Below are 24204 nucleotides of genomic sequence, written 5' to 3'. Positions count from 1 at the left end.
GCACCTAGTTGCATAGCGGAGTGCCAGTTCATGTGGGTTCTCAGCCGTTTACAGCGGCGCACCGGGGGGAAACGGGGGAATACGGCAGGGACGATCGCGCGGTTGGCTGGGCTTCTTGTCGCAGCCGCCGTATCGATGCCTTGTACGACGTTTGCGCAGCAAACGCCTGCCACCACCGGGTCCGGTGCGCCTGCGGTTACATCTTCCGTCTCGGCCAGCGCGCCGAACATCGCGTGGTACTACGGCGACAAACCGCCCGTGGCGCAGTTGCGCGCCTTCGATGCCGTTGTCGTTGAACCGGACCACGGGTTCGATCCATCGCAGTTCAAGACACCCAAGACGCAGTGGTACGCCTACGTGAGCGTGGGCGAGGTCACGCCAGAGCGCAGCTGGTACAAGGAATTACCCAAGGCCTGGTTGTTGGGCCGCAACGCGGCGTGGGCCTCGCGCGTGGTGGACCAGGCCCAGCCCGAGTGGCCGGCGTTTTATGTCGAACACGTCATCAAGCCGCTATGGGACAAGGGCTACCGGGGCTTCTTTCTCGATACGCTCGACTCGTATCAGTTGGTGGCCAAGGACGACGCCTCGCGCGCGGCGCAGGAAGCCGGCATGGTGCGGGTGATTCGCGCGATCAAGGCGCGCTATCCGGACGCCAAGCTGATCTTCAACCGCGGGTTTGAGATCCTGCCTCAGGTGCACGACCAGGCGTATGCGGTGGCGTTTGAATCGCTGTATCGCGGCTGGGACCAGGGCAGCAAGCAGTACAAGGATGTGAGCGACGCGGACCGCGAATGGCTGATGGGCCATGTACGCCAGATTCGCGACGACTACCACTTGCCCGTCATCGCCATCGACTACTGCCCGCCGACCGACCGTGCCTGTGCACGCGAAACGGCCAAGCGCATCAAGGCGCAGGGCGTGGTGCCGTACGTGACCGATCCCGACCTGTCGACCATTGGCGTGGGGCGCATCGAGGTGTTGCCGCGCAAGGTGTTGATCCTGCAGGACCGCGACCCGCGTACCACCATTGACACCAGCGAGGGCGTGCGCTTCGTGGCCACGCCACTCAATTTTCTCGGCTACGACGTCGAGTACGCCGACATCAACAAGCCGCTGCCCGCTTCGGTACCGCCCGACCGCTACGCCGGCGTGGTGGTGTGGGTGAACACCAGTCCGATCAAGCAGGTGGCGGCGCTGTCTTCGTGGGTGCGGCAACGTATTCATGACGGCGTGCACATCGCCTTCCTGAACCAGTTCGGCCTGCCGGTGGACGGCAGCATGGCCGACATGTTCAAGCTGCAGCTGGTGCGTGGGCGTGCCAACGGGCCGCTGTCGGTGGTGTCGCAAGACAAGATGATGGGCTTTGAAATGGCGCCGCAACCGGAGCGCCGTGAAGCCCAGCCGATCAAGGTGAGCGCGAATGGGCAGTCGCTGCTGCGGCTGAAGTCGGGCAACTTTGAGTTTGATGCTGCTGCCATTACCGATTGGGGCGGCTACGTACTGAATCCATACGCGGTGTTCTCCATGGACACCGTTGAGCAGGCGCGTTGGGTTGTCCAGCCGATCGAGTTCCTGCGCCGTGCGCTGGCGCTGCCGGACATGCCGATCCCCGATGTGACCTCTGAAAACGGCCGCCGACTCATGCTCGTGCACGTGGATGGCGACGGCTTTGCCTCACGCGCCGAGTTTCCCGGCCCCGAATATTCCGGCGAGGTGCTGCTGCAGGACGTGTGGGAGAAGTACCGCATCCCGACAACACTGTCGGTCATCGAAGGCGAGGTGGGCGCAAGCGGCCTTTACCCCAAGCTGACGCCGCGCCTGGAAGCAATTGCGCGCCAAATGTTCGCGCTGCCGTACGTCGAACTGGGCACGCATACCTATTCGCACCCGTTTGATTGGAGCCGCACCGTGCCCGGCGCCGCTGCTGATCGGGCCAAGGAAGGCCCGGGTGCGGACAAGGGCGGTGGCGACACCGCATTCACGCTGTCCATTCCCGGCTACAAGTTCAGCCTCGACCGCGAGATAGCAGGCTCCATCAACTACATCAACGAGCGTCTGGCGCCGCCCGGCAAGCGCGTGAAGGTTCTGCAGTGGTCGGGCGACTGCCAGCCCCCCGAGATCGCCGTGCGCATGGCCTGGGACGCAGGCGTGCTCAACATGAACGGGGGCGATACCACCATTACACGCAGCTCGCCATCGTGGACGGAGATTGCGCCGCTGGGCATCGACAAGGGCCCAGGGGCTTACCAGGTGTTTGCGCCAAACCAGAACGAGAACGTCTATACAAACGATTGGACCGGGCCGTTCTATGGTTTCGATCGCCTGATTGAAACGCTGCAGTTGACGGACACTCCGTATCGCTTCAAGCCGATCAACATCTACTACCACATGTATTCGGGCACCAAGCTTGCGTCGCTCAAGGCCTTGAAGAAGGTTTATGACTACGCGTTGTCGCAGCCCGTGTTCCCGATCTATTCGACCGAATATGTGGTCAAGGTGCTGGACTTCCGCAACATGGCCATCGCCCGAGAAATTGGTGACGACAACACCTGGGTCGTGCGCGGTGATGGCGATCTGCGCGAGCTGCGCTGGATGGCGCGCGGTACGCCGCGCCTGGCGGATGCGCAGGGGGTGGTTGGGTATGACAAGGCGGCCGGCGGCATTTATATCCATCTTGATGACGGCGCCGCACGCTTTGCGCTCGCACCGGAGGCGGAACCAGCCAAGCCGGCGTACATTGCGGAAGCCGCTGCCTTTGTGCGCAATTTCACACGAAACGGTAATGAGTTGAGTTTCGAGGCGGGCGGCTATTACAAGCCGTTTGTTCGTCTGGCCAACGCAGGTGCCTGCCGCGTGAAGGTCAACGGCAACCCAGCGCGCACCGCCCGCGCGCAAGACAACACCGTGCGTGTAGATCTGACAGGAGCTGCTGCGCAAACCGTGACCTACCAACGTATCGATGTGGTCTGCTGACCTGACCCCGCGTGAACGGCTGCTGCCAGCCTGGCTGATCGGCACCCTGGGTGCGCTGATCGGGCTGGCGCTCGCCTTGATGTTCCCCCGCGAACGTCTGGAGGCGCGCCTGCTGGAGGGCGGCAAGGTCGATGCGCTGTCGGTGGCCTACCTGGAAGCCTGGCTGCGCGTGCGCCCGAACGACGGCGAGTTCTTGAGCGTGCTGGCTGCCCAGTACGTGCGCACGGGCCGGCTGGCAGAAGCCGAAGCCATGGTCGCGCGCATGCGCGCGCTGCGCGACAAGACGCTCGACCGTGAAGCGCTGCTGCTTGATATCGCCATCCGAGAGCAACGCGCCTACGCGCTGCAACCGAACGATCCGCAACGCGCCGCCATGCTGGTTGACCTGCGTGGTCTGCTCAAGCAGGCGCTGGACTATCGCTGGACTGCAGCCGAGCTGGAGATGCTCGCCGCCAAGTCGCGTGGCTTGGACCAGGGGGCGATTGCCATCCAGTTCTATCAGCGTCTGGCAAAACAGGACGTGGCGCGCGCCGCGCAATGGCAGGCGCGTACTGCTGAGATTGCGCTGGGCGTGGGCGAATATCGTGCCGCAGCCGCAGCCAACTTTGCCGCGCAGGCGACCGCCAAGTCGCTCGACGAACAGCGCCGCTACTTCATCGCCGGGTTGAAGGCACTGCAGGCTGGCAATCTGCTCGACGATGCCATGACAGAAGCGCAACGCCGAGTTGGCCCGCTGATCGACGATACCGAAACGCTGCGCTTTCTTACGCGCCTGGCGATGGCATGTAACCGGCCGGATCTGGCAGACCAATACGCGCGCCGCCTGCTGCGGCTGTCGTGGCATCAGGCCGGGGAGGGCATTGCCTTGGCCTCCGGTGTCGCCCGTCATGACTGGGTATTCGCGGGCCGGCCTGAACCGCTGCCAAGTCCCGCAAACCTGGTGTTCATGGATGGCCCGGAAGGCCTGGCACGTCGACAGCGCCACGCTGCGCGCATTCGCCCGGTAGCGGATAAGCAGAACAAGGCTGACGATGCGGCTTCGTCCTCGCAACCGTCGGGCGCACAGGCCATCGCCCGCGGGATCGCCCCGTTCAATGCCGAAGACTACGACCTCGCGTTCCAGGTTTTCATGGGCAGCGGCAATCTGAACGACGCCATGCGCGTGGCCGAGGCCGCCGTGCGTCAACGCCCCGATCTGAAAATCTGGACCGAACGTGCCGCGCAGGTGGCTGAGTGGAACCGCCAACCGATGGCGGCGTTGAACTATTGGCTGGCGTACGCGCAATCCACTGGGGATGACGCGGCCTGGCACCATGTGTTGCGTCTGGCGCCCGCGCTCAACGAAGACCACGCCTATCTGGCGGGACTGCGCTACCAGGCAAGCCGCAACCCGGGCGACATGAAGTTGCTCGACCAGATCATCGCGGCGTACGAGCGCCTGGGCGAACCCGTGGAAGGGCTGGCGTATCTGAACAGCATCGCGCGCGGGCCGCACCGCCAGGTGGTGCTGGAGCGCTACGCCAATCTGGCCGAGCGCGCAGGCAAAGACGATCAGGCTTACGACACCTACGTGCGTCTGCAGAAGGAGTTCGGCCCCAACGCGCAGTACGCGCTCAAGCTGGCGAACATCCTGTACGTGCGCGGGCAGTTCGCGCAGGCGCTTGCCGCCATGCAGGCCGCAGACAAGGCGGCCACGCCAGCCGATGATCTCTACTGGCGGACCTTCGCCCAGCTCGCGCGGCTGAACCAGCGTGATGATCTGTCGCGCGAGGCGTATCGACAGTTGCTGATCGGCGGCAAGGCTGAGCCAGACGATCTGACAACGATGATCGATTTCTACGACGCCAGCCCCATCGATGCGGGTCGTCTGGCAGAACTTGCCTTCCGGAAGGACGGCACGATGGTTCACCTGCAGCAGGCCATTTACTACTACACGCGTGCGCGCGCCTTCCGCCGCGTCGACGGGTTGCTGGCCTCGCTCACGCCGGAACAGCGCAAAGCGGCCGAGCGATCCGCCGGCGTGCTGGGCGCGCGCGCCGAGTATTTCCGCCAGAGCGGTCAGTGGGATGCGGCCATGCGTGACTTGCGGCGCGCTGTGTCGCTGCCTGATGCGGGCAGCGATGTGAAGGCCGCTTTCCTGTGGGGCCTGCTGGATTCCGGACAGAACGCCGAGCTCAAGCGCGCATTGGCGCTTTGGCGTAGCGAGGCCGAAAACGATTCCGCGTACTGGGGCGCCTACGCTGCCGCCGGCCTGCAGCTGTTTGACGCCAACTTGGCGCTGCGCTTCCTGGGCCGCCAGGGCAAGTCGATGCAGACCGATCCGCTCTGGTTGCTGGCCTATGCGGATGCCCGCGAAATGGCCGGTCAGGCCGATGCTGCGTGGGCGCTGCGCCGCGAGGCGTGGTGGCTGCTGTGGCGCGCTGAAGACACGACAGGCAACGGCAAGGCCAACCCGCCCGCGGGGCGCCGCGTCGGCACGCGCGTCACGGTGGGGGATGGCGATGCGGTGCCGCTGGAAGAAGATACACGCGCTGAATTGCGCGCCCGGCGCATCTCACTGGCGCAAACATTCGGGTCTGGCGACCTGGCGCAGCGTCTGCTGATCGAGCTGCTGCGCGATGATCGCCGCGCGACGAAGCAGGCCCGCGAAGGTGGGCGCTCGGCAATGGATAAGTCCGAGCTGGGCGATATCGACACGTTGCCGCCCGAGCCGCCACAGACTCCCGCCGACAAGCGCAAGCAGGCCCGCGTGAGCGATCAGCTTGTTTCCGCCGTGGCCAAGGAGGCCGCGCTGGGCTGGGCGCTTTCGCAGGAGGCGAATGATCTGGCGCGCGCGTGGCTGCTGCAGCAGTACACGCGCCGCATGACGCGCCCGGCCTATGCCGAGATCTCCATTGCCCTGGCCGAGCGCGATCTGCAGACGCTCAACCGCCTGCTTGACGACACGCCTGACCGCATTCCGCTCTACAACCGCATCGATGCCAACGTGATGACGGACCGCCTGGGCGAGGCGCAGCGTCTGTCGTTTGAAGGGCTGACCACCGCCCCCGATGACGAGCAACTGCACGAACGTGTGCAGGAGACGCTGCTGACCAATGCGCAGGCGCTGGAGCCACGCGAGACGTGGTTCAAGCAGGCGCCGCTGACGTACTTCGAGAGCAGCGCGGCCGCCGGTATCCGCCTGACCGATCACTACAGCATGCTCGTGCGCGCCACCCAGCGGAACCAGCGCTCGACCGACGATACGCAGTTGACCGGCGTGCCCGCGCAGGATCGGCAGGTGGATTGGATCTCGCAGTACCAGACGCAGAACACGCAGTGGAAGGGCACGGTGGGTTGGCGCCAGGGGCTGGGCTCGCTCTACGCGTTCCGGCTGGACGGCCTGCTGGGGCAGGTTGGGCCGGTGGGCACAGAGCTTTCGATCGGTCGCAACCAGCCGGCCAATGAAACGCCGCAACTGCGTGTGGGCGGCGTGAAGGATCTGTTCTCGATCGGCAACAACTGGCGCCTCACGCAAAACGAATACGTGCGCGCTCGCGTGGAAGGCGACCGCTTCTACGGGCAGGATCGCTCGTTCCTGGGCAGCGGCATGGTGTTCGATGGCGAAATCGGTCACCGCTTCCGGGTGGAATATCCGGACTACACGATCCGCGTGGTTGGTACCGTCGCACGCTATAACGCTACGGGCACGGTCAGCCCGTTGATGGCTCGCCTGCTTCCTTCGGGCGCCGCCGCCGACGTTGACCAGATCATGCCGCGCTCGTTCAACCAGTTCGGCATGCTGTTTGGCTTCGGCACGGATTACCTGGACCGCTACACGCGCGCCTGGCGGCCCTTTATGGATGCGGGCATGCTGCATGACAACCGCGAAGGGTGGGGCGTGCAGGCCCAGCTTGGTGTGGCAGGCAGCGTGTTTGGCAACGACCATCTGGCGCTGTACATCGAGCACCAGTCGATTACGCGCGCGGGGACATCGCCGCTGACGGAGATCGGCCTGCGCTACCGCTGGCTCTACTGACAAGCAAGAACAAGACAACGGGGAAAGAACGAGATGAAGCACACAACGGAAGACTCCAGGGAGAACGCGATGACACCCTTGATCAACAAGATGAAAGCCGGGCGCCGGCGCTGGCTGGCCGTGGCAGCGGGCGTTGGTGCGGCGCTTGTGTTGTCCGCCTGCGCGGTGGTTGACAGCGCGCGTGCGCCGGCAACCAGCGCGTCGGATGCGTGGGTGGTCCTGCCCATCGCCAACTACACCGAAACGCCGCAGGCCGGCCTGCGTGCGGAGACGATTGCGGCCAGCATCCTCAAGGCGCGCGGCTTCTCCAACCTCAAGCAGTATCCGGCCAACCTGAACAGCGAGTCGCTGTTCGAGCCCGCCGAGCGCGAGGCCGTGGCGCGTGCGCTGGATTGGGCGCGCGGCGAGAAGGCCCGCTATGCCCTGACCGGCGCCGTGGATGAATGGCGCTACAAGGTCGGTGTGGATGGCGAGCCCGCTGTCGGCATCACGCTGCAAGTGATTGACGTGCAGACCGGCAACGTGATCTGGAGCGCGGCGGGCAGCCGCACCGGCTGGAGCCGCGATGCCGTGTCGGCGGTAGCGCAGAAGCTGCTGCGCGAACTGCTCTCGCCACTGGGCCGGGGCTGATGAAGACCGAGTCGGCAGGTTCCGCTCAATCGGCTGGCCGCGCCGCCGCCGACGGGCGCGGCCAGGGTGGGCGAACTGAGCGCCGGCGCAACGCGCAAGGCATTGGTGCGTCCACCTGGTATGGGCGCCTGATTGCTCCCGCCGTCTCCAGCCCGAGCGCAGTGCTCGAAACGCTGGGCGCGGTGGTGGCGGCCATTGGCGTCGTCTGGCTGTTCGCGCCGGACAACCCGCTGCTGCTCGGCTACGGCTTTCCGTGGATCTGGCTGGTGCCGCTCATCCTGGCGCTGCGCTACGGCACGCTGCTCGGCGCCCTGGCCGCGCTGGTGGTGCTGGGCGCCTGGGCCGTGTTCTACGGACAGACGGCCGCAGCCGGCAGCTTCCCGCGCATGTACTTTCTGGGCGGCCTGATGCTTGTGTTGGTCGGCGGGCAGTACGGCGACATCTGGGGCGCGCGGTTGTCGCGCGCCCGCACCGTCAATGGTTACCTGAACGACCGGCTGGCGGCGCTCACCAAAAACCATTTCCTGCTGCGCCTCTCGCACGAGCGCCTGGAAAACGACCTGTTGGCCAAGCCGACCACGCTGCGCGACACACTCACGCAGTTGCGCAATATCGCGCTGGCCGCGCGCGAGCACGGCACGGCCGAGAACGCGCCTGATGTGGCGCAACTGCCCGGCGCCGAGCCGTTCCTGCAATGGACGGCGCAGGCCTGCCAACTGGAAGTGGCGGCCATGGTGCGCGTGATCGGCAACCGCATCGACACCGAGCCGGTAGCCCGCGTGGGCACGCCGTTCGACATCGTTGCCGATGATCCGTTGATCCGCCATTGCATCGACACCCACACGCTGGGCCACCCGCAGGCGCCCGAGCTGCGGAATGTGAACAACCCCGAAGACGGCTCGCGCTACGTGGCGTGCGCGCCGGTGCTCTCGGGGGCGGATGAGCTGATCGGCCTGGTGGTCGTGCATCAGATGCCGTTCCTCTCACTGTCGTACGAGAACCTGCAGTTCCTGCTCGTGCTGCTTGGCTACTACGCCGACGGTGTGCGCCACCTCACCGTCAGCTCCGAGATCCTGGACCTCGTGCCCGATGCGCCGTACGAGTTCGCGCTCGACCTCGGCCGGCTGGCACGCCTGCATCGCGACACCGGTATCGATTCGTCGGTGGTGGCGCTCATCTTCCACCAGGACGAGGCCAGCGATGCGCTGTTCGAGAGCGTCGTGCGCAGCCGCCGTGCGCTGGATGTTGTCTGGCAGGCAAACGGCAAGAACCGCCGCGCCATCATCACGCTGATGCCGCTGTCGGGCGCGGGCGCCGTGTCGGCCTATCTGGTGCGCATTGAAGACAGCCTGCGTGCGCAGTTCGGTGTCGACTTCGAGGGCGCACATATCAGCGTGCAGACCTTGCATGTGACCGGCGAGCATCCGGGCGAAGCACTGCAGCGCTTCCTCTCGCGCTGCCATCTCGACGGATAGGGGCGGCCAGGCCATGCGGATCGACCATGTTTAAGCTCACGCTCGGCGGCATCGCGGCCCAGATCGCGGCAGTGGCGATGGCACTGCATGCCGGCAACAGCCTTGCGCTGCTGCTGTCGTGCCTGATGCTGCAGGGCACCGCCGCCGCGCTGATCGGCCTGGCTGCGTGGCGCTTGCTGCCGCGCCGCTATCGCGTGCCGTTCGTGTGGACGTATGGCTACCTCACGGCGCTGTGCTTTTTTGTGCCGGTGGCGGGTGGCCTGCTGGTGCTGGGTAGCCTGCTGCTCGCCAAGCTGTTTCCCAAGCCCGAAGACGACAAGGACATCGCCGATGTTGGCCTGCCGGTGTTCGTGGCGCATTTGATCTCACGCGTGACGCATGGCGGCGGAGCGCGGCTGCGAGCGCAACTCAGCAACGAGCGCGCGCCGGTGCAAAGCCGCATGACCGCGCTGGTGGCCATGCAGTCGATGCCCACGCGCACCGCCAGCCCCGTGCTGCGCGACCTGCTGGCCGATCCGGTGGACGACATTCGCCTGCTGGCCTACGGCATGCTCGACAACGCCGAGAAGGTGCTCACCCAAAAGATCCTGGCCGAGCTGCCACGCCTGGAAGAAGCCACCACGCCCGAGGCGCGCTACGACATCAACAAGCGCCTGGCCGACCTGTATTGGGAACTGATCTACCAGAACCTCGTGCAGGGCGACGTGTACCGCTACACCGCCGAGCAGGTCGAGCGCTACGCCAGCGCCGCGCTCGACATCCAGCCCGACAACGCCGCGCTGTGGTACATGCGCGGCCGGCTTGCCCTGTCGCGCCGCGAGCCCGATGTAGCCGAGTCCCACCTGCGCCGTGCTGAATCCCTCGGCTTCCCGCGAGACCGCCTGCTGCCGCCGCTGGCCGAAGCCTGCTACCTGCGCCGCGACTATGCCGGCGCGCGTGCGGCGCTGGCGCAGTTCTCCAGCCGTTCTCCGCTGCCGTTGCTGCGCCCGCTGTTGCGCTACTGGACATCATGAGCAACGACCACTTTCCGCGCGCCCAGTCTGCCGACGTTGCGCTGCTGCTCGAAGGGACCTTTCCCTACGTGAGCGGCGGGGTGTCGAGCTGGGTCAATCAGATGATCCGGGCGTTTCCGGACATCCGCTTTGCCATCGTCTTCATTGGCAGCCGCCGTGAGGATTACGGCAAGCCCGTCTACGCGATTCCCGACAACGTGGTGCACCTGGAGTGCCACTACCTGTACGACTTTCCGCCGCCGCCGCTGGTGCAGGCCAGCGGCGGCGATGCCGCAGCGTTCGAGCGCTCGCGCAAGCTGCACGACGCGTTGCGCGATCCGGCAAACAAGGAAGAGACGGCTGACTTGATTCGCGCCTCGATTGCAGACCTGCGCGACGATGGCCCGCTGGCCGAGGAGCAGTTCCTCTACAGCCACCGCGCGTGGGACATGATGACGGACTACTACCGGCGCTACTGCACCGACCCGTCGTTCACGGACTACTTCTGGACCGTGCGCATCATGCACAAGCCGCTTTGGCAGCTTGTGCGCATTGCCGAAAACCTCATCCCGGTGAAGGTGTTCCATACCATCTCGACCGGCTATGCAGGCTTCCTTGGCGCGCTGCTGCGCTATCGGCGCGGGCGTCCGCTGCTGGTGTCCGAGCACGGCATCTACACCAAGGAACGGAAGATCGACCTGTTCCAGAGCCAGTGGATTCGTGACAACCGCAGCATCTTCGAAAAGGACATCGCGCAGATCAGCTACTTCCGCGATCTGTGGGTGAGGTTTTTCGAAACCATGGGCCGTGTCTGCTATGACGCGGCCGAAGACATCGTCGCGCTGTACGAAGGCAATCGGCAGCGCCAGGTCATTGACGGCGCGCCGGCCGAGAAGACGCGCAGCATTCCGAACGGCATCAACCTGCCGCGCCTGGCTGCGTTGCGCGAGAAGCGGCAGGCCAGCGTGCCGCGCGTGATGTGCCTGATCGGCCGGGTGGTGCCGATCAAAGACGTGAAGACGTTCATTCGCGCCATGCTGACCGTCACGCGCGAGATGCCCGATGCGGAAGGCTGGATTGCCGGCCCGGAAGACGAAGACCCGGAATACGCGCAGGAATGCCACAGCTTGGCTGAAAGCCTGGGCCTGGGCGACCGCATCAAGTTCCTGGGCTTCCAGAAGATCGACGACATCCTGCCGAAGGTGGGCGTGCTGGTGCTGAGTTCCATCAGCGAGGCGTTGCCGCTGGTGGTGCTGGAAGGGTTTGCCGCGGGCGTGCCGTCAGTCACGACGGATGTGGGTTCGTGCCGGCAACTGCTGTTCGGCCTGGAGGGTGAGGACGCGGCACTGGGTGCGGCCGGCGCCGTGGTGCGCATTGCCGACCCGGCTGCCCTGGCCGCCGAAGTGCTCACACTGCTGCGCGATGAAACGCGCTGGCATGCGGCCCAGGCCGCTGGCATTGCCCGCGTCGAGCGCTATTACACGCAAGAGATGATGGTCGGCAGCTACCGCGAGCTGTATACGCGCCTGCAGACGTTGCCCGACATGAGTACCGAGCACGGTGCCAAGGCCGCTTCTGTCGCTGCGGCGGCCTGCCCGCACCACGCTCAGCAGAACAAGCCACATGAGGGAGCCCGCTGATGGCCGGCATTGGTTTTGAGCTGCGCAAGATGCTCAAGCGCGACAGCCTGCTCGGGCTGCTGCGCGCCTACACCTACGCCGGCATCATCAGCTCCGGGCCGTGGATTCTCTCCATCGTCGGGATTCTGCTGATCGGTATCCTGAGCCTGCCGTTCGTGATTCCCGGCTCGCTCATCACGCAGTTCCAGGTGTCGGTCACCTACCTGATTGCGGTCAGCCTGATCCTCACGGGGCCGCTGCAGCTTGCCTTCACGCGCTTTACGTCCGACCGCCTGTTCGAGAAGCGCGACGACCTGATCCTGCCCAACTACCACGCCGTGTCGCTCGTGATGACGCTGATCGCGGGCGGGCTTGGGCTGCTCGTCATCGTGTTTGCGTTTCCGCAGCAATCGGCCATCTACCGGCTGCTGATGCTGGCCGGTTTCGTGGTCATGGCCAACATCTGGATCGCAGTGATCTTCCTGTCGGGCATGAAGCAGTACAAGGCGATCGTGTGGATCTTCCTGGTCGGCTACACGCTCACCGTGCTGCTGGCGCTGCTGTTTAACCGGTTCGGGTTGGAAGGGCTGCTGCTGGGGTTCGTGACGGGGCAGCTCTTCTTGCTGATCGGCATGGCCGCGCTCATCTACCGCAACTTCAGCGGGCGGCGCTTCGTGTCGTTCGAGGTGTTCGACAAGCGGTTTGCGTATCCGTCGCTCATGCTGATCGGGCTGCTCTACAACCTCGGCATCTGGCTCGACAAGTTCATGTTCTGGTACGCACCGGGCACGGGGCAGCAGGTGATCGGGCCGCTGCACGCGTCGGTCATCTACGACATTCCGGTGTTCCTGGCGTACCTCGGCATCATCCCCGGCATGGCGGTGTTCCTGGTGCGCATCGAGACCGACTTTGTCGAGTACTACGACGCATTCTATGACGCCGTGCGGGGCGGGGCATCGCTTGAGCACATCGAAGACATGCGCAACACGATGGTGCAGACCATTCGTGCTGGCCTGTACGAGATCGTGAAGATTCAGGCGATGGCCGCACTCGTCCTGTTTGCCGTGGGCGCTGCGGTGCTGCGGGCGTTGCAGATTTCGGAGCTGTATCTGCCGCTGCTGTATGTCGACACCATTGCCGCGAGCTTGCAGGTGGTGTTTCTGGGCGTGGTGAACATCTTCTTCTACCTCGACCGGCGCCGCGTGGTGCTGGCGTTGACGGCGGCGTTTGTGGCGCTCAACGGCGTGTTGACGTGGATTACGTTGCAGCTCGGGCCGGCCTGGTATGGATACGGATTTGCCGTGTCGCTGCTCTTGGTTGTGATGGCGAGCCTGGTGATCCTCGACCGGAAGCTGGATCGGCTGGAGTACGAGACGTTTATGTTGCAGTGAGGCTGGCCGACAGCCTCCGTTGCTGTCCGGAACCCCGCCCGCGACACTTCAACCCCCGTTCACGACCCTTCAAGCCTCGCGCACCGCGCTCCAAGCGCCAGCCGCGAGGCTTTTTGCTTGGCGACTGCTGCTTTTTGCAGCAACACCATGATGCTTTTTGCTCCGTCATTGGGGCTTGGAGGCCGGCGCCCGGGGCTTTGTGCTCCACGGGTGAGGGTTCGAGCTCGGCACTCGGCACTTTTTGCTCGAGAATTTCGAGCTCTGATCTCGGTGGATGGCGCTCTGAGCTCGACGGCCGGAGCTTTTTACTCGGTGAATGGAGTTCCGAACTCGATGGGTGGGGTTCTTTGCTCGACGGTTGCAGGCCCGAACCTCACGTTCCGCGGTTTTTGCCTCGCAATGTGCTTGCGCGTGGGGAGCTGGAACACAGGCGGTACAGATCAGAAGGGCGGGTTGCTTTCCCCGGGGACGGGCGGAGGAGCGTTAGGGGATGGTTTTGATGGCGTGGTGAGTGGCCGGCGCCCGTCTCCAAATCGAGACGCGCACGCCGCGTGGATGGGCTACCAGTAACGATGCTGCGTTTAAATCGGCCCGTTTGCTGGGAAACGCTGATATGAAAACCTGATCGGCAGATTCAGCTGGCTTTGCGCAAACTTCCGCACCCGATGCGGTGCGTTGGATTTGCAGCATCAATTCGATTCTTGCCGGCCGGGAATGGGGTCGTGCTGCAAGGCGGATGAAAGGCCGGCCGAGAGAAACTTCTCTTGGAACGGGGGTTCAATGAAAGTTACGACAGACAGGCGTTCAGCTCGCATGCAGGCTGACCTTAAGATCAGCGTCTTTCAAGGCGTCTATGCTTGCCCCCGCTCCTCTTGATTGCCGCCTGTTCACGACCAAGAATCGGCTGAATCGTCCTGTTGTGCCGTCGTCCCCATTTTGATGAAACGTCCGTCGTTCTCTGCCCAGCTCACCATCCTTTGGGGGCTTGTTGCGATCATCCTTGCCACGCTTCTCGTGATCGTCTGGGTGATGGTTCGCTCCGCGGCAGACCATCACGTGGCAAATGCAAAGCTGCAGGCCGCGACAGCGTGCGATGCCGTTGCGTCGCGCTATCGCCAATCGATACTGCCGACCGACGCCGTTGCCAGTGCCGACCTGATGCGCGGCATCCTCGACGTTGTGCTTGCCTCTGCGCCGGGCGTGGAGGGCGGCTTCTGGTCACCACACGCGGGATCAAGCCGGAATGGCTTTCTCGCCTACGCGTTCCCGACCTACCAGGGCAGCGGTATCAAGCGGGACGTCCCCGAGGCTGAAATTCCGCTGATCCTCCGCGCATTACAGGCCAGCCTTCAGGGGCGGCAGCCTGCAACGGACGCTGTGGTGAACCGGCACGATGCCGTGGTCGCCTCCGCCTGCGCGGTACAGGGCCAACAAGGCGTGCTCGTCTGGACCATGACGCGAGCCCAGCCCGCGCTTGGGCAATACGGCAGAGATCTGGTGACCGGCCTTGCCATTGTGCTGACCGGGATCCTGGTGATTGCGGTGGCCTTTGGGGTTGTCCTGCGGCGGTGGAAGCGCCAACTGGGGCAACTGGAAATGGCCTTGCCGCCCCGCGGTGATGCCGCCCGCCTGCCACTGGTGGGTGAACCGGATCTGGATCGCATCGTCGAGGCGTTCAATGGTTACGTGGCGCGGGCAGAGGCGCTGCAGCACGAGACGGCCAGACTGGGGCAACGGCTGGCGCAGGCTGAGCGGTTCAGTGTGCTGGGCAAGCTGGCGGCGCAGGTCGCGCACGAGATACGCAACCCGACTGGGGCCATGCGGCTCAAGGCTGAGAATGCGCTGGCGGGTGACAGCAAGCGCCAGCAGGAAGCGCTTCGGGTCATCCTCGAACAAATCGGCAGGATCGAAGCGCAGTTGACGAGCCTGCTTGCGCTGACGCAGCCCGTCCGCCTTCATGTGCAAGAGGCCGATGTGGCGCAGTGGATGGACAACGTGGTCGGGTCGCATCAGGAGCTTGCCCAGCAAAGGCGCGTGAGCCTGGTCTCAACGAGCGACGTTCGGGAGGAAAGCGACGATGCGCCACCCAGGCCGGCCCGGTTCGATCAGGAACAAATGCGCCGTGCGCTCGACAACCTGCTCATCAATGCCATCCGGCATGCGGGCGCTGGCGGTGAGGTGACGGCGCTTGCTACACGCCCCCATGTTGGCAGCCGCGCTTATCTCAGGATTACCGTTTCGGACACCGGCCCCGGTGTGCCGCCTGAACAGCGCGCGCACATCTTCGAGCCATTTGTGACTGGCCGCGTCGATGGGTCCGGACTCGGCCTCGCCGTGGTCAGCGAGGTTGCGGCCGCTCATGGGGGCCGGGCATGGCTGGACGAAACCTCGGATACCACCTCATTCGTAATGGAAGTGCCATGGCAACCATCCTCATAGTCGATGACGACGATGCGTTTCGAGAGGGCTTGGCCGAAACCCTGACCGATCTCGGACACCGCGTGGTCGAAGCCGCATCGGGACAGGCCGCATTGCAGATGCTTGGCGACGGGCAGCCTGCCGATTGCGTGTTCCTCGATTTCCGTCTGCCCGATCTGAATGGCCTGGATGTACTTGAGCGCCTGGGCGAAGAACCGGCGCTGAAAGCCATTCCGGTCGTCATGCTCACGGCATACGCGAGTTGCGACAACACCATCGGCGCCATGCGCCTGGGGGCCTTCGAGCATCTGACGAAACCGGTAGGGCGTCGCGACATTGCGGTGCTGCTGGAGCGCGTCTTCTCGGCCAACCAGCCGCGCGCCTTGTCTTCTCATGCCGGCACGCCGTTTCTTGACGAGTCCGAGACTGACCGGCCTCAGTTGCTGGGTATCAGCACTGCCATGCGCACGGTACAGAAGCAACTGGGCCGCGCCGCCATGACCGACTCCACCGTGCTCATCACCGGTGAGACAGGAACTGGCAAGGAGGTGGCGGCGCGGGTGCTGCACGCCTCGTCAAATCGGCGGGCCGGGCCGTTCGTTGCCGTCAATTGCGCGGCCATACCGCATGACCTGCTTGAGAGCGAGCTGTTCGGGCATCGCAAGGGTGCATTCACGGGTGCCACCACCGACCGTGTCGGAAGGCTCGTTGCGGCCAACGGCGGTACGTTGCTGCTCGACGAAGTTGGTGACATGCCCACCGCAATGCAGGCGAAGCTTCTGCGCACGCTGCAGGAGCGCCACGTAACGCCGCTGGGCACGAACCGGGCCATACCGATCGACTTGCGGGTGGTGGCCGCCACGCACCGTGATCTCGACACCATGGTGGCGGCGGGACAGTTCCGTCAGGATCTGCACTACCGGCTCAACGTTGTGGCGCTGCATTTGCCGCCCCTGCGCGAGCGCGTGGCCGATATCGTCCCGCTGGCTGAATATTTTCTGGCTTTGGCCGTGCGCGCGACGGGGCGCCCGATGCATCTTTGCGCTGAGGCGCAGCGCATGCTGGTCGAGCACGCATGGCACGGTAACGTGCGTGAGCTGAAGAACGCCATGGAGCGCGTCTGTTCGTTGGCACCCGGGCCCACCATCACCGCAGATGATCTATCGTTTTTGCGCAGGCCAACTGCGGCGCAGGAGCGGCCGGTGCCTTCCGACCTTGTCGAACTCCCACTCACCGAAGCCGTTGAGCGCGTCGAGCGTGCCGTCATCACCCATGCGCTGGCGCTGGCGAATGGCAACCGAGCCGATGCCGCGCGCCGGCTTGGCATCAGCCGGCAGTCTCTCTACACAAAGATGGCGGCGCTCGGGTTGAGTTAAAACGTCAAGAAATCAGACACCCGGTGTCCACCAAGCGGGCATCCCTGGGCGGTATGCCCCCGCCGGAGCCTTGTCGCATCACGGTTTCCAGGATGGCATGGCACTTGCAATTCACTCCACGCCCCGCGACGGGAGTGAACCATGCAGCGCACCGAGCCCACCTTTCCAGCACGACATACCGCGCATCCCCCCGAGCGTGCTCCGCAACGCGTCTGCTGTGCTGTGCCCGTCGGCCTTGCCCCCTCACATAGCGCCTGTCCTGTGAAGGCTGGCGTAGCCAATACGGCACCGTTCTGTCCTCAACCGCTTCCGGTGTGGCCTGCAGCACGGCGCAAGTTCATGGCCGTTTTTCGACGTCCACTTTGAAAGAAGCACGACTGATGCATCCGATCGACCCAGCACGCCTGGCAGAAGCACAAGGCACTGTCACGCAATTTCTGATGAACGAACACGGCGACCTGGACGGCTTCATTCTCGACGGTACCTGGCAGGTGTATTTCCCACCGAGCATGTCGGCAAGCGTTGCGGCGCATGTCACACAAGGCGACACCGTGCGTGTACAAGGCGCCGCGCCACGCAGGACCGACGTCATGTCGGTGTTTGCGATTGAAGCCGAAGACGGCGAGACCATCGTCGATGAGGGACCCGGGCGCAATCGGAACCACGATAACGAGCGGGACGTGCAAAGGGTGCCTGTTGATTTGATCGGCACGGTGGTGCTGCCGCTCTATGGCCCTAAGGGCGAGCCATGCGGTGCGCTGCTGGGGGGCGGCACTTCGCTGCGCATGGCAGTGCGCGCCGCAGAGGAACTGGCGAGGTATCTCGCGCCTGGCACGCGCGTGCATGCGTGGGGAGAGCTCGTCTCGAGCGAGTTGGCCAGCACGCTCGATGTGGCCGCCATAGCGTTGGCCAGCGATGGCGTTGCGCACCCGTCTACACGGGCAGGTCGGGAGAACGCTGCTCGATGACGATGCACGCCCTCACAACCGGAGCCAAAACCAAACCAGAGCAGCACGCCAGCCGCACACCGTCCGCGCGCAGCCTTCGGGGCCTCGACGCGCTCAGCTTCCTGATGGCCGATGTCCGGGACGGCGTCGGGCCTTTTCTCGCGGTATTCCTGAAGGGGACGCAGCACTGGTCTTCGGCGGATATCGGTCTTGTCGTGGGTGCAAGCGGGCTGGCCGGCGCGATCGCCCAGATACCGGCGGGCATGTTGGTAGACGCCGTGCGGGCCAAGCGCGCCATGATTGCCATTTCGGCCGGTGTAATCGGCCTGGGTTGCATGCTGATCGCATGGTCGCCCACGTGGTCCGTCATCTTTTGCACGCAGCTTGCGCTGGCGCTCGTCTCGGCGGTCGTCGGGCCGTGCCTCGCCTCGTTAAGCCTGGGCATCGTCGGGCACCGCCGGCTGCCTGCACGTGTGAGCCGCAACGAGGTCTTCAACCACGCCGGCAATTTCAGCGGCGCGATCCTGGCCGCAACCGTCACGCACTACGCAGGCACGCTGTGGCTGTTCTACATCGTCTGCGCCTTTTCAGTGGCAAGCGCGTTTGCGGCGGCGCTCATTCGACCAGCCGACGTTGACTATGAGATCGCGCGCGGCGGCGAAATGCTGCACTCGGAAAGCGGGGCCGGGAAACCGCAGCCGATCCTGGACGTGTTCAAACGGCGCGATCTGCTGGCGCTGCTCGCCACAGTTGTGCTGTTCCATTTTGGCAATGCAGCCATGCTGCCGCTTGCAGGGCAGATGATCGCCGTAGAAGCCCCGCACAAGGGCGTGCAGTGGCTCGGCGCGTGTGTAATCGCGGCGCAGCTCGTGATGATTGTGGTGGCAGCAGCAGTCGGACGCGCAATCAAGGCCGGTGTCGGACGGAAGAAGCTGTTTCTCATCGCGCTGGTGGTGTTGCCAGTGCGCGGCGTTCTGTTTGCACTGGCGAGCAGCCCGTACGCCGTCATTGCAATCCAGCTTCTGGATGGCGTGAGCGCCGGCATTTTCGGCGTTGTCATCACGGTCATGCTGTCCGACATGATGCGCGGCACCGGGCGCTTCAACCTTGCGCAAGGCACCGTTGCGCTGGTCGTGGGCATTGGCGCAGCACTCAGCAATCTCACCGGCGGCCTGTTGGTCGACCGCTTTGGCTTTGCCGCCGCGTTCCTCGCACTCTCAATCGTGGCCGTTGCGGCCATCTTCGTCTTTGCGGTCTTCATGCCTGAGCGCTCATCGGCTGAAGAGGCCACCCAAGTCGCGCATTCAGGCGCGTAATTCTGCAGTGAAACCAGGAGCGAAACGGCAGCACAACGCAAGGCAGCGCAATGCAGTTTGAACGGCACGAGCCGTACCGTGATTTGAATAAAACGTCTTCAGAGAAAGACTTTCCTTTTGGATGGGGAGCAGTATGAAAGTCAGGACACAATTACTTTCCGCGTTCGCGGCGCTCGCCGTTCTGGTGGCGATCGTGGCTGCCATGACGTGCTATCAGTTGAACGCACTCAGTGCGAAGTTCGGGAATTTCGAGCGTGGCCTTTACCTGAGGTCCACCCTGGTTGCGGCGGTGCAATTGAATGTCGAGCGAAGAGCTGTTGCCGCGCGCAATCTCGTGCTTGCCGACACGGATGCAGATCGGCGCACCGCAGCAGACGCGGTAGCCAAGTCCCATGCAGGTGTGCAAGCCCAACTGGCGCGCCTGGAAGATGAGGCCAAGAGCGGCCCGGATGCCACCGACAAGACCCGCGCCCTGGTGGCCGCCATTCGCGCGGTTGAGAACCGGTACGGCCCTGTTGCGCTGGCCATCGCGCAGTTGGCCGAGACCGGCCATCGCGACGCCGCAATCGACAAGATCAACCGGGAATGTGTGCCGCTGCTTGCCGAGCTCGACAAGGCTGTTGAAGCGTATGACACGTTCGTATCCACCCGATCGCGCCAGGCGGTGGAAACGGCACAGGCGTATGCAACCACGGCCATGTGGATAGCCGTGGCGGCAGGGCTGTTTGCGTTTGCTGCAGCCGGTGTGCTGGGTATTGCCATTGCGCGCAGCGTGTTGGGCGCACTCGGGGCGGAGCCCTCAAGTCTGGCCGCCATTGCTACCCGCATTGCCGGCGGCGACTTCCGCGAACAGGAAGCGTTCAGGATCGCGCCAAGTGGCAGCGTGCTGTCTTCAATGAAGCAGATCTGCCAGGGCCTGGGGTCGCTTATCGGCCGCGTGGGTGACGCGGCGCAGTCGGTTTCTGCTGGCTCCAGCCAGATCGCCAGTGGCAACGTTGATTTGTCGAGCCGCACGGAAGAACAGGCCTCCGCACTGGAGGAGGTGGCCTCCAGCGTGGAAGAGCTGACTACGACGGTGCAGCAGAACGCCGCCAATGCGCGAGAGGCTGCCACGCTGGCGGTCAATGCCTCTGACGTTGCCAAACAAGGCAGCGACGAAGTGGACAACATGGTTCAGACCATGGGCAAGATCAGCGCTGGCTCGGTGCGCATCAACGAGATCACGGCGCTTATCGAGGGGATCGCGTTCCAGACGAACATCCTCGCGCTCAACGCAGCGGTGGAGGCCGCACGTGCCGGTGAGCAGGGTCGCGGCTTTGCGGTGGTTGCCAGCGAGGTGCGCACGCTTGCGCAGCGGTCGTCTTCTGCGGCCAAGGAGATCAAGGGGCTGATCGAATCGTCGCTTGAGCATGTGCGCGAAGGTGACGTTGCCGTGGGGCGTGCGGGGCAAACCATGCGATCCGTTACCACGGCCGTGGCTAACGTCACGCGGCTGATCGAGGACATTGCATCTGCCAGCGCCGAGCAGAGCCAGGGTATTGCCCAGATTCACACGGCCGTCTCGGAAATGGACCAGATGACGCAGCGCAATGCAGCGCTGGTGGAAGAGGCGGCAGCCGCATCGCAGGCACTGGAAGAACAAGGCAGCCTGCTTGCGGAGTCCGTGAAGCATTTTCAGGTTGCCTAGAACACGCATGCGCAAAGTGCGCTCGTGTTGTTCTGCGCTTTGAGGGCGGACCTGAATGGTGACCGTATGAAATGGAGCTGACGGCATGGTGGCAGGCGACACGCACAGAACTGACGAGAAAGGTCGAGAAGCGTTGCACGAAGACGATCGCTCTCACCGTACCCCGCTGGCCCAGATCCTGATGGGCGTTCTTGCCGTCACCGTCTTTGCAGCCGTGATGTTCGATGTGATGAATGCGGACGGTTATCTGGGCGCCTGGTACACGGATGTCACGGGCTACAAATGGCCTTGGTCAGGCCGATGCCTGCTCTTGCCGTGCTCCCACCGCTAGGCCATTTGGCACCTTACGCGGTGCGAGGCACTGCCCGTAGGCTCAGGGGAGCGATATCGGGTCGTCGACGAGATAGACGAAGGAGGAAATGATGCGAGGATGGCGGATTCAACACTTCGACGGCTGTGCGATACACGTGCTGGTCGTGCCGGGCAGTAGAGGGCGGCTCGGTTATTCATACACCGGCTTCGTCTGCGCACGCGAGAATGAGGCAATGATCTATCCGCGCCTGGAACGTTTTCATAACGCCTCGGCCGAGTTCGATTCAGCCGAGGCAGCCGTTGCGGCGGCGGTGGGGCAAGGAAAAGCCATTGCTGCACGCTTGCTCACCCTGCGCGGAGAGGAAAACGCTCCGTGTTTCACGGCCAGTATGCTGTTGGCCCCACCTTTCCGTGCAGGGCGCGACGCAGACAGTTGACCGCGGGGGGCAACCAACCCATAGCCCCACAACATCCCCCCCAACAACTCCGCATTTGCCCAACCACCGCTGGGCTCCTTAAGCTGCACCCGACATTCCAAATCTCGCAGCTTCTTCATGCAAATAGCAGTAGTGGGCGCCGGCATCATCGGCATCAGCACGGCCTATGCGCTGGCTCAGGAAGGCCATCAGGTCACCTTGGTCGAGCGGCATCCGGGCCCGGGCGAAGGCACCAGTTACGCCAACGGCGGCCAGTTGAGCTACAGCTATGTGGCGCCGCTGGCGGGCCCCGGTGTGCTTTCCCATGTGCCAGGCTGGCTGCTGCGCCGCGATTCGCCGCTGCGGCTGAAGCCGTCGCTGGACCCGGCATTGCTGCGCTGGGGGCTGCGCTTTATTGCAGCCTGCAATCGTGACCGCGCCGATCGCACCACGCGTGAGTTGCTCGCGCTGTCGTTCTACAGCCGAGCACGCATGGAAGCGCTGCGGGAGGCGCTGCCGGATCTGGCATTCAGTTTTGCCCGGCGCGGCAAGCTGGTGGTGCATCGCGATGCTGCGGCGTTTGAATCGGCTCGCGCGCAGGTGGGCTATCAGGCCACGCTCGGGTGTGAGCAGCATGCGTTGTCCGCCGATGAGGCGGTCGCCCACGAGCCCGCGCTTGCCGGCGTGCGCGACCAGATTGTCGGCGCCATCTACACGCCCGACGAAGATGTGGCCGATTGCCACCAACTCTGCGTCGGCTTGTTCAACCGGCTGCGCGCGATGCCGAACGTGACGCTGCGCTTCAATACCGGTGTTGAAGCGTTGTGGACCGAAGGGCGCCGTGTGCGCGGCCTCAAACTGGCCGATGGCGAGCAAGTTGCCGCCGATGCGGTGGTGATGGCCGCGGGTGTGACCAGCGCCAGGCTGCTCAGCCCATTGCGCATCGACCCGGGCCTGTACCCGCTGAAGGGTTACAGCATCAGCCTGCCGCTGGGCGAGGGCGATGTTGCACCGGTGATCAGCGTGACGGATGCTGCGCGCAAGATCGTCTATGCCCGCATCGGGCAGACGCTGCGTGTGGCGGGCATGGCTGATTTGGTGGGTTGGTCAACGGCGCTGGACACGCGCCGCGCGCAGACGCTGTATGACGAAACGCGCGCGCTGTTTCCGGGCGCCATGCGGGCGAATGATGCGGGTGCCGATGCCGCCCCTTGGGCCGGCATGCGGCCTGCAACACCAACGGGCGTGCCCGTGGTGGGCGCATCGCCGGTGGAAGGGTTGTGGTTGAACGTGGGCCACGGCGCACTGGGCTTTACGTTGGCGCTTGGCAGTGCAGGTTTGTTGGCCGATCTGATTGCCGGCCGCAAGCCCGCGATTTCCCCAGTGCCGTATGCGCTGGCCGCGTGACACAAGAACGAGATTCAAAAGACCGAGCGCGCTGGCTTGATGATGCGTATCTGGCCCGTGCCAATTGGTAACCCAAGTAGTCTGGAGCGAACACACCCATAGGAGGGGAAGCATGAAGACCTTGCATTCGACCAAACGTATTCTGTGTGGCCTGACGCTGGCTGCGGCTGGCGCGCTGGCAGTGCTGTCGACCGGCGCCCAAGCGCAGTCGAACGACACGCTGGCCAAGATCAAGCAATCGGGCGTGATCTCGGTGGGCTATCGCGAGTCGTCGATTCCATTCTCGTACCAGGCTGACGCCAATACGATCACGGGCTACTCGCAAGAGATCTCCAACATGATCGTCGCGGGTGTGGAAAAGACGGTGGGCAAGAAGCTGCAGGTCAAGCTCACGCCGATTACATCGCAGAACCGCATTTCGCCGTTGCAGAACGGCACGATCGACTTCGAGTGCGGCTCGACCACCAACAACCTTGAGCGCCAGAAGCAGGTGGCGTTCTCGAACAACATCTTCATCTACGGCATGCTGATGCTGGTGAAGAAGGACTCGGGCATCAAGGACTTTCCCGACCTGAAGGGCAAGACCGTGGTGACCACCGCCGGCACGACCGAAGACCGCATCCTGCAAAAGATGAACGGTGAAGCCAAGGACGCCGACAAGATGAACCTGATCCTCGCGAAGGATCACGGCCAAGCGTTCCTGACGCTGGAATCGGGCCGCGCTGTGGCCTTTGTGATGGACGAGCCGCTGCTGTATGGCGAGCGCACCAAGGCCAAGAACCAGGCCGACTGGGTTGTCACGGGCAAGCCGCTGCAGACCGAAACCTACGCTTGCATGATGCGCAAGGACGATCCGGCGTTCAAGAAAGTGGCCGACGACGTGATTGCCGACCTGATGAAGTCGGGCAAGGCGAACGATCTGTACAAGAAATGGTTCCTGTCGCCGATTCCGCCGAAGGGCCTGAACCTGAACTACCAGATGACGGCCGGCATGAAGGAGCTGTACGCACATCCGAACGACAAGGCCATTCAATAACCTGCCCACCATCCTACTGCGCGGTCCGATCTTGGCCCTGTGATGCTCACCGTACCGATGTACGGCTGCGCTTCTCGGGCCAACCTCGGACCGCGCAGTAGGATGGTGGGCAGGTTATTGAATGGCCTTGTCGTTCGGATGTGCGTACAGCTCCTTCATGCCGGCCGTCATCTGGTAGTTCAGGTTCAGGC

General features: G+C 64.1%; 16 protein-coding genes. All 16 read left to right on the top strand.

Annotated features, from left to right (window positions below; translation table 11 throughout):
• Positions 1 to 135 precede the first annotated feature (135 nt).
• The 16 genes from ACCD03_RS07580 to ACCD03_RS07505 all read left to right on the top strand — a co-directional run bounded on the left by ACCD03_RS07580 (position 136) and on the right by ACCD03_RS07505 (position 24013).
• Positions 136 to 2973: a bifunctional glycoside hydrolase 114/ polysaccharide deacetylase family protein gene (locus ACCD03_RS07580; RefSeq protein ID WP_413411220.1), complete on the top strand. Its 2838-nt coding sequence runs from the start codon at positions 136 to 138 to the stop codon at positions 2971 to 2973.
• Complete coding sequence (locus ACCD03_RS07575; RefSeq protein WP_325653773.1) at positions 2960 to 6991, top strand: tetratricopeptide repeat protein; 4032 nt, start codon at positions 2960 to 2962, stop codon at positions 6989 to 6991. The genes ACCD03_RS07580 and ACCD03_RS07575 overlap by 14 nt, the downstream gene beginning before the upstream one ends.
• Positions 6992 to 7060: 69 nt before the next feature.
• Positions 7061 to 7621 carry a penicillin-binding protein activator LpoB gene (locus ACCD03_RS07570; protein WP_325653775.1) on the top strand — a complete coding sequence of 187 codons (561 nt, stop codon included), beginning with the start codon at positions 7061 to 7063 and terminating at the stop codon, positions 7619 to 7621.
• Positions 7621 to 9096 (top strand): PelD GGDEF domain-containing protein, encoded by a 1476-nt coding sequence (locus ACCD03_RS07565; protein ID WP_413411219.1) that lies wholly within the window; start codon positions 7621 to 7623, stop codon positions 9094 to 9096. The genes ACCD03_RS07570 and ACCD03_RS07565 overlap by 1 nt, the downstream gene beginning before the upstream one ends.
• Positions 9097 to 9122: 26 nt before the next feature.
• Positions 9123 to 10109 (top strand): lipopolysaccharide N-acetylglucosaminyl transferase, encoded by a 987-nt coding sequence (locus ACCD03_RS07560; protein ID WP_325651893.1) that lies wholly within the window; start codon positions 9123 to 9125, stop codon positions 10107 to 10109.
• The gene (gene pelF, locus ACCD03_RS07555; protein ID WP_325651891.1) at positions 10106 to 11728 is read left to right on the top strand and encodes a GT4 family glycosyltransferase PelF; all 1623 of its coding nucleotides are present in this window, start codon (positions 10106 to 10108) and stop codon (positions 11726 to 11728) included. The genes ACCD03_RS07560 and pelF overlap by 4 nt, the downstream gene beginning before the upstream one ends.
• Positions 11728 to 13098, top strand: coding sequence for an exopolysaccharide Pel transporter PelG (pelG, locus tag ACCD03_RS07550; protein ID WP_045206022.1), 1371 nt, complete (start codon positions 11728 to 11730; stop codon positions 13096 to 13098). Before pelF ends, pelG begins: the two co-directional genes overlap by 1 nt.
• 939 nt (positions 13099 to 14037) lie before the next feature.
• On the top strand, positions 14038 to 15537 hold the full coding sequence (locus ACCD03_RS07545) for a sensor histidine kinase (RefSeq protein WP_413411218.1): 1500 nt from the start codon (positions 14038 to 14040) through the stop codon (positions 15535 to 15537).
• A complete protein-coding gene (locus ACCD03_RS07540; protein WP_413411217.1) occupies positions 15519 to 16892 on the top strand; it encodes a sigma-54-dependent transcriptional regulator in 1374 nt (457 codons plus the stop codon). The genes ACCD03_RS07545 and ACCD03_RS07540 overlap by 19 nt, the downstream gene beginning before the upstream one ends.
• A gap of 380 nt (positions 16893 to 17272) precedes the next feature.
• Positions 17273 to 17860 (top strand): hypothetical protein, encoded by a 588-nt coding sequence (locus ACCD03_RS07535; protein ID WP_045206025.1) that lies wholly within the window; start codon positions 17273 to 17275, stop codon positions 17858 to 17860.
• Entirely contained in the window at positions 17857 to 19155 is a 1299-nt protein-coding gene (locus ACCD03_RS07530) for an MFS transporter (RefSeq protein WP_413411216.1), read from the top strand. The genes ACCD03_RS07535 and ACCD03_RS07530 overlap by 4 nt, the downstream gene beginning before the upstream one ends.
• A 133-nt stretch (positions 19156 to 19288) precedes the next feature.
• Complete coding sequence (locus ACCD03_RS07525) at positions 19289 to 20842, top strand: methyl-accepting chemotaxis protein (RefSeq protein WP_253538085.1); 1554 nt, start codon at positions 19289 to 19291, stop codon at positions 20840 to 20842.
• 85 nt (positions 20843 to 20927) lie between these two features.
• Positions 20928 to 21173, top strand: a complete 246-nt coding sequence (locus ACCD03_RS07520) for a hypothetical protein (protein ID WP_325651882.1) — start codon at positions 20928 to 20930, stop codon at positions 21171 to 21173.
• An 88-nt stretch (positions 21174 to 21261) separates the two neighbouring features.
• The gene (locus ACCD03_RS07515; RefSeq protein ID WP_413411215.1) at positions 21262 to 21591 is read left to right on the top strand and encodes a hypothetical protein; all 330 of its coding nucleotides are present in this window, start codon (positions 21262 to 21264) and stop codon (positions 21589 to 21591) included.
• 117 nt (positions 21592 to 21708) lie between these two features.
• Positions 21709 to 22977: a D-amino acid dehydrogenase gene (locus tag ACCD03_RS07510; protein ID WP_325651878.1), complete on the top strand. Its 1269-nt coding sequence runs from the start codon at positions 21709 to 21711 to the stop codon at positions 22975 to 22977.
• Between the two features lie 112 nt (positions 22978 to 23089).
• On the top strand, positions 23090 to 24013 hold the full coding sequence (locus tag ACCD03_RS07505) for a glutamate/aspartate ABC transporter substrate-binding protein (RefSeq protein WP_413411214.1): 924 nt from the start codon (positions 23090 to 23092) through the stop codon (positions 24011 to 24013).
• Positions 24014 to 24204: the final 191 nt, after the last annotated feature.

Origin of the sequence: Ralstonia sp. Ralssp135, from assembly GCF_047304345.1 — a bacterium.
Classification (GTDB): domain Bacteria; phylum Pseudomonadota; class Gammaproteobacteria; order Burkholderiales; family Burkholderiaceae; genus Ralstonia; species Ralstonia chuxiongensis.
This window is presented reverse-complemented; position numbering and strand designations above follow the sequence as displayed.